Here is a 15939-nt window from a genome sequence, read left to right on the forward strand (position 1 = left end):
AATTATATCCTTTTTTCAAACATTTATTTCCTAAATACATCCATTAGCTTATTTTCGTGCGATGTGGATGTATTTAGGTCTTTTAGCCGTGTTTTTATATGTTTCTTTATTGGAAAAGGAAATGAAGTCCTGTTTTTAAAAAATTAACTCTAACAAAGTCACTTTGCTTTGTTTTAATACCATTAAAGCGTCTTTATTTACTTAGAAAATTTGCTTCTGTTTAGCAATATCATTTTGAATTCAACGACCTAGAAGGCATTCTCCAAAATGAGGACAAATTTGAGGTAAGATTAGCCAAACATGAATAAAAAATAGAATAATGAAAAAACCTCCTATCATTAGTGCATGACTTATATAAACTTCATCTCCTGAAGGTTTTATAATTGGCCACATTAATCCAAAAACTCCGGTTACAAAGAAAAAAAAAGGAACTCCAGAGAAAAAAACGAGAAATCGCATACTAAATTCACCTTGAAGTATGCCATAAAAAATGACACCAATAATTACTGATAATATTAATAAAATCCAATATATTATTTTACTTCTACTGTTTTTAATGCTAGACATAATATTTGCTTTTGAATTATCTAAAATTACAACCTATATGTCTCATAACAAATGATATATATCATTACGGAAACAAGAAAAAGAGTAATTTAATTTAAGACAATTCTATAAGGATATAGAACAACAATAAAATGTAAGCTATAGATTAGTAGCTGTTTTCAATTTCAGCAGCTTCTAGCATTAAATAATGCAAGTCGGTGTTTTTTATAAATGGTTTTAATAAATCACTTCCAGGACCAAACATGGCAAGTTCAACATAATCAGCAGAATGATTCATACTAATCCATCCAACAGAGTTGTGTTGTTTTTGAATTTGAGCTAATTCATTAAAAGGTAAATGTTTGTAATTATATAGACCATCTACCGATTTAATAGAAGTATAGTAGCTCAAAAGTAATTTAGCCTCTTTATCTGTTACTGCAATATTATTGGCGTATTCAATACGCTCTTTAACTTGAGATGTACTGGACTCCTTTCCAAAACCATTTAAAATCCAATCATTAGTGTGTTTGTATTGCTGAATGCTGTCAAATTGTTTATTGGCATCTTTACCATAAATAACGCCTGGGTTTGAATTTCCATGATCTGTAGTAATTATAACTAGTGTGTTTTCATCCTTTTCAGCAAAATCCATGGCTACTTTTACAGCTTCATCATGAGCTGTTTGATCGTATATTAAACCAGCAATATCATTACCATGAGCTGCCCAATCTACTTTACCTGCTTCTACTTGTAACACAAAACCTGCATCATTATTTTTCATGCGGTCGATTGCTTTTTGTGTCATTTCACCTAAAGTTGGAATTTTTTGAGTGAGTTCTTTACTATTATTTCTATCCACAGTATAAGGTAACCCATCATTATTAAAAACTCCTAAAATAGGTTTCTCATTGTTTGTTGCTAGCATTTCATCTCTAGATTTAACCACTCGATAGCCTTCTTCTTCAAATTTTTGGTACATATCTACCTTGTCTTTTCTATAATCGGCAGAAAAGTAATTATTTCCTCCACCCATCATCACATCAAATTTTAGCTGTAAGTATTTTTCAGCAATACCTTCTTGGTCATTTCTACTTTTACTATTTACACAAAAACCTGCAGGGGTTGCATGCGTTATTGGTACAGTAGTTACACAACCTGCCATTTTACCAGCCTTTTTAAATTTTTGCCAAATAGGAAGATATGTTTCACCTTTGGTTCCAATATTTAAGCCGCCATTATTTATTCTAAAACCACTTCCCCAAGAGGAACTTGCAGCAGCAGAATCTGTAACAATAGAACTTGCCGAAGCCATATCCATTAAGGCTCTACTTACCTTGTTATCTTTATATAATTGAAGCCAATTACTTCCTTTGCCTGTTTTTCTGGAAAGGTATAAATCGGCCATGTTTAGAGTTCCGTTACTCATACCATCACTTACTAAAATAATGATGTTTTTGGCTTTTTTATTTTTATTGATTATATCAAGGTCTAAGTTCGTTGCACTTAAATCAAAAGGATTTAATAATGATGCACCAAGTGCAAAAAGAGATCCGTTTTTAAAAAATTTTCTTCTATTCATAATTTATTATTTCACATAAAAAAACATACTCAAATATACCGTTTTTAGAATTATTTTATAAATTATAAAGGCATAATATTTCTACCAGGTATTGATGGGTGTTTTTTACAAATCCAACAGATAATAGACACAGTTAGTTTTGGGTTTAGAAGTATCCAACAGGGAATAATTATTTATACTCGTAGTAGATAAACTTTATATAAAGAGATAGATAGAGGCTATACTACCACATATATTCGTCTATTAATTTAAAAACTTAGCATTAAGATCTCGTACAGCAAACATTAAATTTATATCATTTTTTTGTGCATTTATTTCCTAAAATGATGCATTAGCTTATTTTCGCGCGATGTGGATGTATTTAGGGCTTTTAGCCGCGTTATTTTTAGGGTTACATAACTTATGTAAAAAACATGCCGTACAAGGCAATGAAGTCTTTCCTGTGCTTTTAGGCACGGTAAGCTCTGGATTTATATTTGTTTTACCTTTTTACTTAATTTCGGTATATAATCCAGAATATGCCAAGGAAATTGGTTTTCTTATCACGAAAATCTCATGGACTATTCATGGTTTTATTTTTATAAAATCGGCTATCATGGCATGTTCTTGGGTACTAGCTTATCAGGCCTTAAAGCATTTACCTATTACTATTGTAACACCAATTAGATCGGCAGGACCATTCTTTACTTTTATTGGCGCGATTCTTATTTATCAAGAACGCCCAAACGCTTTGCAATGGGTTGGTTTTTTTCTTATTATATTTTCAGTGTTATTATATTCAAAAATAGGAAAGAAAGAAGGTATTAACTTTAGAAGCAATAAATGGATTTTCGCTATAATCGCTGCCACATTTCTAGGCGCTTCTAGTGGCTTGTACGACAAATTCTTGATCCAGAGTTTACATCTAAATCCGCAAACCTTAATCTTTTGGTTTTGCTTTTATGTCATTCTTATTTTACTTGTTATTTTATCTATTACATGGTTTCCTTATGCCGAAAAACGAAGAGCCTTTAAATTTCGTTGGTCTATTCCTGCAGTTGGAATTTTACTCCAAGCCGCAGATTATTTCTACTTTAAAGCGCTTCAAGATCCCGATGCATTAATTATGTTACTTTCTGCTATAAAAAGAAGTCAGATTTTAATAGCTGTGGTTGTGGGCGGACTTATATTTAAGGAGCAAAACAAACGAAAAAAACTGGTTCCACTTGCTGGTATTCTATTAGGTGTGTTTTTTATTTTATACTCTTAAACCCTTGTTTTTTATTGAGTTCTCGTAGCTCTATTGTTAACATAACACCTTCTCTATTCCTTGATTGTTTAGTTGAATAATAAATATTTGTTAAAAAAAAGAATGAACGTTCATTTTTTATATATATTTGTACTCTCAAAACGAATAAATGAAACATTTTTGGAATATTTTACGAATACTACTAGCCATATTTATGATATATGCAGGAGCTCAACATTTTATAAAAGCAGATTTTTTTAATCCTTTTGTTCCCGACTTTATGGTATATAAAACCTTTATTATTTATGCATCAGGATTTGTAGAAGTTATTCTTGGTATGCTGTTACTTATACCAAAATATAAATATACAGCTGCCACCGGAATATTAGTTTTAATGGTATGCTTTCTGCCCATACATATATGGGATGTGTTTTCTAATACGCCAGCAATTGGAAGTCACAAAGCAGCATTAATACGATTACCAATACAGTTTATCTTAATAGCACTGGCATATAAATTTTCAAAAATTAAGAACTAATGGCTAAACTTCAAAAAAGCATAGATAAGCGTAATGCACTTATAAAAGCTACAATAGAGCTTGTAAACAACGATGGTTTCCATGCTACACCTATGAGTAAAATAGCTAAAATGGCAAAGGTATCGCCTGCTACTATTTATCTATATTTTGAAAACAAGCAGGATTTAGTAAACCAAACCTATGTAGACGTTAAAGCAGAATATACCAAATATGCATTTGAAACTTATGATGAAAGTATGCCTGTTGAAGCTGGTTTCGAATTAATATGGAAGCGCATAGCCGATTTTAAACTAAAAGAGTGCGAACACGCAATGTTTTTAGCACAATGTGATAATACACCCATGATTGATGAAACAAGCAGACAGGAAGGTATTAAACACTTACAGCCTCTACTCGACCTTTGGGAACGCGGTAGAAAGGAAGGCGTTATAAAACCACTATCAGATTATCTTTTATATGCCTATGCTATAAATCCGTTATCATTTTTAATGATGACTCAAAAACGTGGTGCATTTCAATTAAATAAAACACATTTAGAAGAGGCTTATCAATCGGCTTGGAACAGTATAAAATTTTGTAAATAGCATGAAAAAAACAGCAATTATATTAGGTGCAACCGGTTTAACCGGAAGTATAATTCTTCAAAAATTGATTGAAGATGATAGATATGATAGCATTAAACTGTTTTCTCGTTCTAAAATTGAAGGTTTACCAAGTATTGTAACACAATTTACTGGTAATCTTTTAAAATTGGATGAATTTAAAGGAGATTTTACAGCAAACGAGGTGTATTGTTGCATTGGCACAACAGCAAAAAAAACACCAGATAAAACGCTTTATAAACAAATAGATTATGGTATTCCTGTAGCGGCCGCAACTCTTTCAAAACAAAATAACATACCCTCTTTTTTAGTAATTTCAGCAATGGGTGCTAATAAAAACAGTAAAGTATTTTACAACAAAACAAAAGGAGAAATGGAACACGATGTGTTGCAACAAAACATAAAAAACACTTTTATTTTGAGACCATCTTTAATTGGTGGCGAAAGAAAAGAGCGCAGACTATTAGAAAAAATGGGGCTGGCTATTTTCCAAGTCATTGAACCCTTATTTATAGGGAAATTAAAACAATACAAAGTTATAAATGCTGAAAGTATAGCGCAAGCAATGATAAATTTAGCGAACAGTACAAGTCATGCCGAAGTCATTATTACTTCAAACGATATAAAACAAATTTCAATAAATAACTAAAAGAAAAATTTAATCACATGGAATTATTAGACAAATTAAAATGGAGATATGCTGCAAAAGCAATGAATGGAAAAAAAGTTTCAGAAGACAAAATACAACGTATTCTAGAAGCTGCTCGTTTAGCTCCAACATCGAGTGGATTGCAACCATTTGAAATTTTTGTTATTAAAAATCAAGATATAAAGGAACAAATTAAACCTATAGCTTGGAATCAATCTGTAATTACAGACTGCTCTCACCTACTCGTTTTTGCTGCTTGGGATACATACACAGCAGATAGAATTAACCACATGTTCGATTTAACAAACAAAATTCGTGGTTTCGAAAACAAAGGTTGGGAAGATTATCGCCAAATGTTATTAAATTCTTACCCTCAAAAAGATGCGGAAGAGAACTTTAATCACGCGGCAAAACAAGCTTATATAGCTTTTGCAGAGGCGCTAACTGCTGCAGCTTTCGAAGGTGTAGATGCTACGCCATTAGAAGGTTTTGATCCTGCTGCTGTAGATAAAATTTTAGGCTTACGCGAAAAAGGACTACGTAGTGCGGTTTTATTGCCTCTTGGTTATAGAAAGGACGATGCAGATTGGTTAGTAAATCTTGTAAAGGTTAGAAAACCTATGGAAGAATTAGTAACAGTAATAGACTAAAAATAAAATTATGGAAAAGACCATTTTATTAAAAAATAGACCGCAAGGGAAACCTTCAATTTCAGATTTTGAATTTGTAACAGAGGATTCTAATTTAAATATTAAGGACGGCGAATTGCTTTTAGAAACCACTTACGTTTCTGTAGATCCTTATTTAAGAGGTCGTATGAGCGATGCTAAATCTTACGTTCCTCCTTTTGAATTAAATAAACCCATTCAGTCTGGTGTTGTTGCCAAAGTAATTGCATCTAAAAATAAGAATTTTGCGGAAGGCGATTTTGTTTCGGGCATGTTAAGCTGGAAAACAAAACAGATTTCCAACGGTGAAAATTTGCTTAAAGTAGATGGCTCTAAAGCTCCATTAAGCACATATTTAGGTGTTTTAGGAATGACAGGTTTAACGGCGTATTTAGGTTTAAACGAAATTGGAAAACCTAAAGCAGGAGAAACACTTGTAGTTTCTGGAGCTGCTGGAGCGGTTGGTTCTGTTGTTGGGCAAATAGGAAAAATTCTTGGCCTTAAAGTGATTGGAATTGCTGGTACAGATGAAAAAATAGAAATGCTAAAAACTAAGTTTGGTTTCGATGCTGGTATCAATTACAACACAAGCAAAGACATTCAAGCTGATATTAAAAAAGCAGCGCCAAATGGTGTAGATATTTATTTTGACAATGTTGGCGGTCCAATATCCGATGCAGTGCTATTCAACATTAACCGCTTTGCTAGAACAATTATTTGTGGTGCCATCTCTGTTTACAACAACACAGAAACACCAAGAAGTGTAAGCGTACAACCATTTTTGGTTAAAAACAGTGCCTTAATGCAAGGATTTATTGTTTCTAATTATGCTGAAAAATTTCCAGAAGCCATGAAACATTTATCAGGTTGGTTATCTGAAGAAAAATTAACATATACAGAAACTATTGGTGAAGGTTTTGATAATATTCCAAATGCTTTTATCGATTTATTTGAAGGTAAAAACAAAGGAAAAATGATAGTGAAAATATAATAAATTAAAAGAGAAAGAAGATGAACAATTTTGAATTTAAAAACCCAACTAAAATTATATTTGGAAAAGGTTCTATTGAAAAATTAGAAAATGAAATTCCTAAAGACGCCAAAGTATTATTACTTTATGGCGGTGGAAGTATTAAGAAAAATGGTATTTACGACCAAGTTAAAAAAGCTTTGACAAAAGTAGATGTTACTGAGTTTGGAGGTATTCCTGCCAACCCAGAATATGCCACTTTATTGGAAGCATTAAAAGTGATTAAAGAGAAAAAAATCACTTATTTATTAGCTGTAGGCGGTGGCTCTGTAATAGATGGTACCAAATTTTTATCTGCTGCTGCTTTATTTAAAGGTGATACGCCTTGGGATATTTTAACCGAAAAAATTAGAACAGAAAAAGGTATGCCTTTTGGAACTGTTTTAACCTTACCAGCAACAGGATCGGAAATGAATTCTGGTGCCGTAATTACAAGAGCAGAAACCAAGGAAAAATTAGGCATGGGTGGTCCAGGCTTATTCCCTGAGTTCTCTATTTTAGATCCTCAAGTGGTTGCTTCTATTCCAGAACGCCAATTGGCAAATGGATTAATGGATTCTTTTACACATGTTTTAGAACAATACATGACGTACCCCGTTGGTGCATTATTACAAGATCGTTTTGCAGAAAGCATTTTACAAACCATAATTGAGGTGGCTCCAAAAGTGATAAAAGATCCTACAGATTACCAAGCAGCAGCTAACTTTATGTGGAGTTGTACGATGGCCTTAAACGGATTAATCCAAAAAGGCGTTCCTGGAGATTGGGCTGTGCACGCTATGGGACACGAGTTAACCGCTTTATTCGGTATCGATCATGCACGAACTTTAGCTGTAATTACACCAAGCCATTACAAGTATAATTTTGAAGCTAAAAAAGAAAAATTAGCACAGTATGGTGAACGCGTTTGGAATATTACAGAAGGTAGTGTAGACGATAAAGCGTATGCTGCTATCGAGAAAACAGTCGGCTTTTTCCACAAATTGGGTATAGACACGAAATTATCTGATTACACAAAAGATTACGAAGGCACTGCCGAAAAAATCTCTAAACGTTTTACAGATCGTGGGTGGTTAGGTTTAGGAGAACACCAAAATTTATCGCCAGATAAGGTTGAGAAAATTGTTAAAATGGCTTACTAATTTTTTATATGAAATCAATTAAAACCTTAGCATTAGCGCTAACTATCATTACAGCATCTAGTTGTAATGAAACAAAAAAAGAAACAGTTTCTGAAAGCGTTTCAGAAGTAAAAACAGAATTAAAAAAAGATAAAGACATGAAAATATTATTTGTATTAACATCTCACGATAAATTAGGAGATACAGGAAAAAAAACAGGATTTTGGGTAGAGGAATTTGCTAGCCCATATTATACTTTATTAGATAAAGGTGCAGAAATTATAATTGCAACACCAAAAGGTGGCGCTGCTCCTATAGATCCAAGTAGTGATTCTCCAGATGCAGCAACAGCATCTACAGATCGTTATAATAAAGATGCCGATGCTAAATCTAAAATTGCAAATACAAAGGTATTAGCAGATATGAATCCAGACGATTTTGATGCTGTATTTTATCCAGGTGGTCATGGTCCATTATGGGATTTAACCAACGATAAAGTATCTGTAGCGTTAATAGAAAAATTCGATCGTCAAGAAAAACCAATTGCATTTGTATGTCACGCACCTGCCGTATTGAAAGATGTTAAAAATGCCGATGGAACGGCCCTAGTTAAAGGTAAAAAAATAACAGGATTCTCTAATAAAGAAGAAGCTGCTGTTGGGTTAACTGCTGTTGTGCCATTATTATTAGAAAATATGCTTATTGAAAGTGGTGCATTTTATTCTAATGGGGATAACTGGGCTCCTTATGCTGTGCAAGATGGTAATTTAATTACGGGTCAAAACCCAGCATCATCTGAGTTAGTTGCTGAAAAATTATTAGAGAGTTTAAAATAATTTAAGCATTTTATATTATTTAAAAGGTTGCCTATTTTGGGCAACCTTTTTTCGTTTATAATTAGCCTGTTTTTGCACTTTATATTTCTGTTTTTATAGGAATAAAAAAATGGAGTTTTTAAATTATCTTTTTTTTTGATTAAAATCGGTTTTAATGAATAGATTAGATAACAAAAATTAAATATATGCAAAACCATTCATATAAATCATTTCTCAAGTTATATTGAGATTGGCTTTTGTAAATTGTGCTAAAATTAGCTATTTATTATTGTTCATGCCGCATATTTTTAAAACACAATCCCCTAAAGTTCCCTATGCCTTTTTATCGATTATTTTTATTTTACTCTCCTATAACTTTACGGCATTCGCGCAAGAGGACATAAAGAAAGATTTACAATCTAAAATTAAAATACTTCGGGAAACTCCCAATTTCAAAAAAGATACCACTTATATAAATTTATTGTTTGAGATGGGTAAACAATATCTCCAATATAATGTAGATAGTTTACTCATAGTTTCAAACGAATCCATTAAATTCAGTAAAGCTATTAAATACCCTAAAGGAGAAATACAAGGCTATTTAATTCAAGGTAATTACTATTCTGATATAGGTGAAAAAGACCAAGCAATTGCATTTTTTTTAAAGGCACTTTCACAAGCAAAAGCCATTAATAATTTAGACCTATTACTACAATCTAAAGTTAAATTGGCAACAGAGTATAAATACAAAGAAGATTATGCCCATGCATTAAAAGAATATCTAGATGGTATTGAAATTGCTAAAAAAAATAACAAGAACAAATGGTTATCCATTTGTTACATAAACATTTCTGTAATATATAATGTCCAAAAAGAAGAAAGCCAAGCAATCTTATTTTTAACGAAGGCCATGGAAATCAACAAAAAAGGTGATGATGATATATTAACAGCAAAAACCCTAGCTAATTTGGCTTCTTCCTATATTGAAATAGGAGATTTTAAAAGTGCTACTGATAATATTAATGAAGCTATATCCATTTTTGAAGATGCTAAATTAGATTTATGGTTAACCTATATTTACGAATTAAAAGCAGCAATTTATCTAAAACAAGAGAAATTTAACGATGCCCTAATATGGTTAAAAAAAAGTGAAGTAATTCATAACGGTATTGATCAAACAAGATTCAAAATACCTTTATACACATTTTTAGCCAAAGCTTATTTGGGCCTTAAAAATTATGATGTAGCCGAAGCCTATGGTATAGCAGCTCTGGAAATATCAAAAAAACTAAGTGCCGTAGAAGAACGCGATATAACATTAGAAGTTCTTTATAAAATCGAAAAAGATAATAAGCAACCTGAAAAAGCCCTTGCTTATTTAGAGGAATTAAAAGCGATTAGAGATACCATAAATAAAAACAATAATATACAAGAACTAAGAATACTAAAATCTAACCTAGAATCGGTACAAGAAAAAGAACAATATATCTTAAAGAATGAGAAAAAGGACGCAAAACAACTAAGCTATACTTATATTTCTGCGTTAATTATTTTGGCTTTTTCTATTATCATCATCATTCTTAAAAAGAACAATAAAACTCAAAATATTCTAAATAAAAAACTAATAGAAAATACCGAAGCATTAAAGAGAAATGAAGCTCGCTTAAATGATGCTAATAACACTAAAAACAAGCTTTTCTCTATTATTGCACACGATTTAAAAGGCCCTATTAATTCGTTTAAGAGTCTTTTCGATTTGTTTAATAAAAGTGAACTAACTACAACTGAGTTCATGGAATTTATGCCTCAAATAAGTGAAAATATAGATTCCATTGCTTTTACACTAAATAACTTATTAAGCTGGGGACAAACCCAAATGAATGGTTTAGTCACCAAACCGAATTATACAACCATTAAAACTTTAGTAGACGAAAGTATTAAGCTGCTATCTAAACAAGCGGAAGCAAAATCTATAACAACAACAAATAATATAGATCTTAAGGTGATTACTTGGTGTGATAAAAATCAAATCGATATTGTTATTCGTAATTTAATTAGCAATGCCGTTAAGTTTACCCGCAAACATGGAACGATAACCATTGATGCTTCAGAAAAATCTGGTTTTTGGGAAATAGTAGTTAAAGATAATGGTGTTGGCATGCGAGAAGACTATCAAATTAATCTTTTTAAAGAAGAAGAAACGGTTACATCTTATGGAACTAATAATGAAAAAGGAACTGGTTTGGGAATTAGAGTTTGTAAAGAAATGGTAAAAATTAATGGAGGAACCATTTGGGTAGAAAGTGTATTAAACCAAGGCTCTTCTTTTTATTTTACTATTCCTAAAACTAAAAAACTTTAATTTGAAATAAAAAGGTCCTTCATTTTAGACAGCCTTTTGTTTATTTAGAAATAGGCTACTTTTTACCTTATATTCTCATTTTCTTCATCAATTCACATAAAATAAAAGCATTGTTTTTTTTTGCAAAAAATACACTTAATCGATAAAAAATACACTTCATCGATGTGATTGTTGAAAAAACACCCAATAACCGGTAAGAAATTGTGTGTAAATAATTTTGAATCCTATATTGCAGTAGGTATGTCTTAATTTATAATATAACAAACTATTTAGCATTTCTCATGCAGTGTATTTTAAAAATACAACACCCCAAACTTTCCTATACTTTTATATGGATGGTTTTTATTTGCTTTTTCAATATATTTTCTGCTTTTGGACAAGAAGATGTAAAGAAAGATTTGCAACGTAAAATTAAAACATATCAAGCTACTTCAAATTTTAAACAAAACCCTATCTATATTAATTTATTGTATGATTTAGGCTTGCAATATGCCGAATACAATCTAGATAGTTTACTTATTGTTTCTAACGAATCTATAAAACTAAGTAAAACTATAAATTACTCTAAAGGAGAAATACAAGGGTATTTAATTGAAGGCCTATACTATTCTAATATAGGAAAGCAAGATCGCGCCATTTCATGTTTTTCAAAAGCACTTTCCAAAGCAGAAGCCATATCACAAATAGATTTATTGCTAGAATCTAAAATTAAATTAGCGGTAGAGTATAAATACAAAGACAATTACGCAAAAGCGCTAAAACAATATTTAGATGCCATAGAAATAGCTAAAAGATACAATAAAGACCAATGCCTATCTAGATGTTATGTAAACATATCTGTAATATATCGGGTCCAAAAAGAGCATATTCAAACCATTTTATATTTAACTAAGGCCCTAGAAGTCTACAAGAAAGATGGAGATGATGTCGAAGTTGCAAAAATCCTAAATAATTTAGCGGCTTGCCATATCAAAACAGGAGATTTAAAAAGCGCCACCAATGCTATAGATAGTGCTATCCCTGTTTTCGAAAAGGCAAAACTAGATTCCTGGCTCTCCTATGCTTACGAATTAAAAGGAACTGTTTATATAAAAAAGGAGAAATTCAATCAAGCTTTAAAATGGTTAAATAAAAGCGAGGAAATTCATACTAACATAGATAAACGCCGCTACAAAATCCCTTTATACCTACACTTAGCCAATACATATTTAGGCCTTAAACGTTCAGATATAGCGGAAGGTTATGCATTAAAAGCGCTGGAAATATCCAAAGCATTAAATATTTTAGATGGACGTGATGAGATATTAAAAATTCTCTATAAAATTAAAAAGGCAAATAACAGCTATGAAGAATCCCTTACTTATTTAGAAGAGTTAAAAGACATTTCGGACACCATTAATAAAAAGAATAATATAAAAGAACTAAGGATACTAAAATCTAATCTTGAGTCTGAACAAGAAAAGGAACAATATATATTAGAGAGTGAACAAAAACAAGTAATACAGCGCGGTTATATTTATATTTCAGTATTAATTATTTTGGCTTTTTTAATCATTATCATCATTCTTAAAAAGAACAATAAAACTCAAAATGTTTTAAACAAAAAACTGATAGAAAACACTCTAGCTTTAAAGAAAAACGAAGCCCATTTAAACGGTGCTAACAATACTAAAAACAAACTATTCTCCATTATTGCTCACGACTTAAAAGGCCCTATTAATTCGTTTAAGAGTCTTTTTGATTTGTTTAATAAAAGTCAACTAACTACAGCAGAGTTCATGGAGTTTATGCCCCAAATAGGCCAAAATATTAACAGCATTGCTTTTACGCTAAACAACTTATTAACTTGGGGGCAAACCCAAATGAATGGTTTAGTCACCAAACCTAATTATACAACTATTAAAACTTTGGTAGACGAAAGTATCAAGTTGCTATCTAAACAAGCAGAAGCAAAATCGATAACAACAATTAATAATATTGATATTAAGGTGGTTACATGGAGTGATAAAGATCAAATCGATATTGTTATTCGAAATTTAATAAGTAATGCCGTTAAGTTTACACGCCAACAAGGAACGATAACTATCGATGCTTCGGAAAAGTCGGATTTTTGGGAAATAGTAGTTAAAGATAATGGTGTTGGGATGAACCAAGAAGATCAAATAAACATTTTTAAAGAGGAAGAAACAGTTACATCTTATGGAACCAGTAACGAAAAAGGAACAGGCTTAGGCCTTAGAGTATGTAAAGAAATGGTAGAAAATAATGGTGGAACTATCTGGGTAGAAAGCTTATTAAATCAAGGTTCTTCTTTCTATTTTACGATTCTTAAAACTAAAACATATTAAGTGAATTTTATAAGAGAAACTCTACAATATCAGATTAAGTTCTAGATAAATTTATTAATACTTCATAATAATTTTAGCTTTTATATCCAAAAATAGGCTATCCCTTTGAATAACTTTTTATTACAGCTACCCTATTTAGATACTTTACATCTACTATTTATCAGAAAAAAACGATCCTTTAATTTTCTTACAAACATCTTTTTATCGATTAAAAATGCTTTTAATCGATAAAACATATTGAAAAGTAGCTAAAACCATGTAAAAATTTATTGAGATATATTTTTGTGGCTTATATTGCGATGGGGATTTCGTAAATTATAATACAACAAGCTATATCGTATTGCTTATGCAACATATTTTAAAAAACAAACATCCCAAACTTTCTCATACATTTATATGGGTAATTTTTATTTGGTTTTCCAATAGCTTCTCGGCCTTTGCACATAATGGTATAATAAAGGATATACAACGTGACATTAAAATACTTGAAAAAACTTCCAATTTTGAAAAAGATACCACTTATATCAATTTATTAAATAAACTAGGCGAAGAATATCACAACTACAATTTAGATAGTTTACTCATTATTGCTAACAAAACCATTAAACTAAGTAAAGCTATAAAATATACAAAAGGTGAAGCAAATGGGTATATCATTAAAGGTGGTTACTATTCGGATATTGGTGAACAAGACCAAGCCATCTCTTGTTTTTCAATAGCCTATTCCAAAGCAAAACAGGATAATGATATAAAAATCATTCTGCAATCCAAAAACCAATTGGCTACAGAGTATATGTATAAGGAAGAGTATGCTAAATCATTAAAAGAGTATTTAAAAGGTATTGAAATAGCTAAGGAAAACAAAAAAGATTCTTGGTTGTCAACATACTACATTAATATTTCTGTTTTATACAGTCTTCAAAAAGAATATGAACAGACCATATTGTTTTTAAAGAAGGCTATGGAAGTCAATAAAAGAAATGGTGATAAAAAATTGCTAGCTATAACACTTTCTAATTTAGCTTTTACTTATATTGAAGTTGGAGATTTAGCAAGTGCCGATTCTGATATAAACGAAGCTATTATTGCATTTGAAAAGCTTAAACTAGATGATTGGCTAACTTATGCTTATGAAATAAAAGCAACTGTACATCTCAAAAAAAATCAATTAAATATAGCTCTAATATGGGCGAAAAAAAGTAATGAAATTCATAAAAATATCGACCAAAAGAGATATAAAATAACTTTATACCTTCTTTTGGCTAAAATACATTTTGGACTTAAAGATTATGAGTTAGCCGAAACATATGGAGTAAAGTCATTAGAAATATCCAAAGAACTTAATAATTTAGAAAACCGCGATGAAATTTTAGAAATTCTCTATAAAATCAAAAAAACAGACAAGTGTTATAAAGAATCCTTAACTTATTTAGAAGAATTAAAATCAATTTCGGACACAATAAATAAAAAAAATAATATAAGAGAATTAAGAATACTAAAGTCTAATCTTGAGTCCGAACAAGAAAAAGAGCAATATATAAGAGAGAATGAACAAAAGCAACTTATACAACGTAGCTATATTTATATATCCGTACTAGTTATTCTAGCTTGTGCCATTATCATCATCATTCTTAAAAAGAATAATAAAACTCAAAATCGTTTAAACAAAAAACTAATAGAAAACACACTAGCACTTAAGAAAAATGAAGCCCATTTAAACAACGCTAATAGTACTAAAAACAAGTTATTCTCCATTATTGCACACGATTTAAAAGGTCCAATTAATTCGTTTAAGAGTCTTTTCGACCTATTTAATAAAAGTGAATTAACAACAGAAGAATTCATGCAGTTTATGCCTCAAATAGGCGAAAACATTGATAGTATTGCTTTTACCTTGAACAACCTATTAACCTGGGGACAAACCCAAATGCATGGCTTAGTCACCAAACCTAATTATACAACCATTAAAAACTTGGTTGATGAAAGCCTTAAATTACTAGCCAAACAAGCAGAAGTAAAATCGATTACAGCAACCAATAACATAGATCAAAAGGTGGTTACATGGAGTGATAAAGATCAAATTGATATTGTAATTCGCAATTTAATTAGTAATGCCATGAAGTTTACTCGCGAACACGGAGAGATAACTATTGATGCTTCGGAAAAATCTGATTTTTGGGAAATAGCAGTTAGAGATAATGGTGTTGGGATAAGTCAAGAAGATCAAATAAACATTTTTAAAGATGAAGAAACGTTTACCTCTTATGGAACCAGCAACGAAAAAGGAACAGGCTTAGGGCTTAGAGTATGTAAAGAAATGGTGCAAAACAATGGCGGAACTATTTGGGTAGAAAGCACTTTAAATCATGGATCCTCTTTTTATTTTACGGTTCCAAAAACAAAAAAACTTTTATTATAAATTAGAGTTTCATTTTAGAATAATAATTATT

Annotated in this window: 13 protein-coding genes; 11 read left to right on the top strand and 2 right to left on the bottom strand. The window is 31.0% G+C overall.

The features are described from left to right. Window positions 1-240: 240 nt before the first annotated feature. Both GQR97_RS16110 and GQR97_RS16115 read right to left on the bottom strand, forming a co-directional pair. The gene (locus GQR97_RS16110) at window positions 241-567 is read right to left on the bottom strand and encodes a hypothetical protein (RefSeq protein ID WP_158850252.1); all 327 of its coding nucleotides are present in this window, start codon (window positions 565-567) and stop codon (window positions 241-243) included. A gap of 145 nt (window positions 568-712) precedes the next feature. Then, complete coding sequence (locus tag GQR97_RS16115; protein WP_158850254.1) at window positions 713-2128, bottom strand: alkaline phosphatase; 1416 nt, start codon at window positions 2126-2128, stop codon at window positions 713-715. 349 nt (window positions 2129-2477) lie between these two features. Between GQR97_RS16115 and GQR97_RS16120 the strand changes: the two genes are divergently transcribed. The 11 genes from GQR97_RS16120 to GQR97_RS16170 all read left to right on the top strand — a co-directional run bounded on the left by GQR97_RS16120 (window position 2478) and on the right by GQR97_RS16170 (window position 15908). Continuing rightward, window positions 2478-3377 carry an EamA family transporter gene (locus tag GQR97_RS16120; RefSeq protein ID WP_158850256.1) on the top strand — a complete coding sequence of 300 codons (900 nt, stop codon included), beginning with the start codon at window positions 2478-2480 and terminating at the stop codon, window positions 3375-3377. A 148-nt stretch (window positions 3378-3525) separates the two neighbouring features. Then, entirely contained in the window at window positions 3526-3894 is a 369-nt protein-coding gene (locus GQR97_RS16125; RefSeq protein WP_158850258.1) for a MauE/DoxX family redox-associated membrane protein, read from the top strand. Further along, window positions 3894-4478 (top strand): TetR/AcrR family transcriptional regulator, encoded by a 585-nt coding sequence (locus tag GQR97_RS16130; RefSeq protein ID WP_158850260.1) that lies wholly within the window; start codon window positions 3894-3896, stop codon window positions 4476-4478. The genes GQR97_RS16125 and GQR97_RS16130 overlap by 1 nt, the downstream gene beginning before the upstream one ends. A 1-nt stretch (window position 4479) precedes the next feature. Further along, window positions 4480-5145 (top strand): NAD(P)H-binding protein, encoded by a 666-nt coding sequence (locus GQR97_RS16135; protein WP_158850262.1) that lies wholly within the window; start codon window positions 4480-4482, stop codon window positions 5143-5145. Between the two features lie 17 nt (window positions 5146-5162). Continuing rightward, window positions 5163-5795, top strand: coding sequence for a nitroreductase family protein (locus tag GQR97_RS16140; protein ID WP_158850264.1), 633 nt, complete (start codon window positions 5163-5165; stop codon window positions 5793-5795). Between the two features lie 10 nt (window positions 5796-5805). Next, window positions 5806-6804: an NADP-dependent oxidoreductase gene (locus tag GQR97_RS16145; RefSeq protein WP_158850266.1), complete on the top strand. Its 999-nt coding sequence runs from the start codon at window positions 5806-5808 to the stop codon at window positions 6802-6804. A gap of 20 nt (window positions 6805-6824) precedes the next feature. After that, window positions 6825-7985, top strand: coding sequence for an iron-containing alcohol dehydrogenase (locus tag GQR97_RS16150; protein ID WP_158850268.1), 1161 nt, complete (start codon window positions 6825-6827; stop codon window positions 7983-7985). Window positions 7986-7993: 8 nt separating this feature from the next. Further along, window positions 7994-8800 (top strand): type 1 glutamine amidotransferase domain-containing protein, encoded by an 807-nt coding sequence (locus GQR97_RS16155; protein WP_199269869.1) that lies wholly within the window; start codon window positions 7994-7996, stop codon window positions 8798-8800. A 274-nt stretch (window positions 8801-9074) separates the two neighbouring features. Next, the gene (locus GQR97_RS16160) at window positions 9075-11141 is read left to right on the top strand and encodes an ATP-binding protein (protein WP_158850270.1); all 2067 of its coding nucleotides are present in this window, start codon (window positions 9075-9077) and stop codon (window positions 11139-11141) included. A gap of 281 nt (window positions 11142-11422) precedes the next feature. Further along, window positions 11423-13489: a tetratricopeptide repeat-containing sensor histidine kinase gene (locus GQR97_RS16165; protein ID WP_158850272.1), complete on the top strand. Its 2067-nt coding sequence runs from the start codon at window positions 11423-11425 to the stop codon at window positions 13487-13489. Between the two features lie 346 nt (window positions 13490-13835). After that, entirely contained in the window at window positions 13836-15908 is a 2073-nt protein-coding gene (locus tag GQR97_RS16170) for an ATP-binding protein (protein WP_158850274.1), read from the top strand. The last annotated feature ends 31 nt before the right edge of the window (window positions 15909-15939 follow it).

This window comes from Algibacter sp. L1A34, assembly GCF_009796805.1.
GTDB lineage: Bacteria > Bacteroidota > Bacteroidia > Flavobacteriales > Flavobacteriaceae > Algibacter.

Coding starts and splice junctions, on each gene's coding strand:
- GQR97_RS16160 (WP_158850270.1), top strand. CDS start 9,075: ATGCCGCATATTTTTAAAACACAATCCCCTAAAGTTCCCTATGCCTTT.
- GQR97_RS16135 (WP_158850262.1), top strand. CDS start 4,480: ATGAAAAAAACAGCAATTATATTAGGTGCAACCGGTTTAACCGGAAGT.
- GQR97_RS16150 (WP_158850268.1), top strand. CDS start 6,825: ATGAACAATTTTGAATTTAAAAACCCAACTAAAATTATATTTGGAAAA.
- GQR97_RS16155 (WP_199269869.1), top strand. CDS start 7,994: ATGAAATCAATTAAAACCTTAGCATTAGCGCTAACTATCATTACAGCA.
- GQR97_RS16140 (WP_158850264.1), top strand. CDS start 5,163: ATGGAATTATTAGACAAATTAAAATGGAGATATGCTGCAAAAGCAATG.
- GQR97_RS16170 (WP_158850274.1), top strand. CDS start 13,836: ATGCAACATATTTTAAAAAACAAACATCCCAAACTTTCTCATACATTT.
- GQR97_RS16165 (WP_158850272.1), top strand. CDS start 11,423: ATGCAGTGTATTTTAAAAATACAACACCCCAAACTTTCCTATACTTTT.
- GQR97_RS16110 (WP_158850252.1), bottom strand. CDS start 567: ATGTCTAGCATTAAAAACAGTAGAAGTAAAATAATATATTGGATTTTA.
- GQR97_RS16130 (WP_158850260.1), top strand. CDS start 3,894: ATGGCTAAACTTCAAAAAAGCATAGATAAGCGTAATGCACTTATAAAA.
- GQR97_RS16145 (WP_158850266.1), top strand. CDS start 5,806: ATGGAAAAGACCATTTTATTAAAAAATAGACCGCAAGGGAAACCTTCA.
- GQR97_RS16115 (WP_158850254.1), bottom strand. CDS start 2,128: ATGAATAGAAGAAAATTTTTTAAAAACGGATCTCTTTTTGCACTTGGT.
- GQR97_RS16120 (WP_158850256.1), top strand. CDS start 2,478: ATGTGGATGTATTTAGGGCTTTTAGCCGCGTTATTTTTAGGGTTACAT.
- GQR97_RS16125 (WP_158850258.1), top strand. CDS start 3,526: ATGAAACATTTTTGGAATATTTTACGAATACTACTAGCCATATTTATG.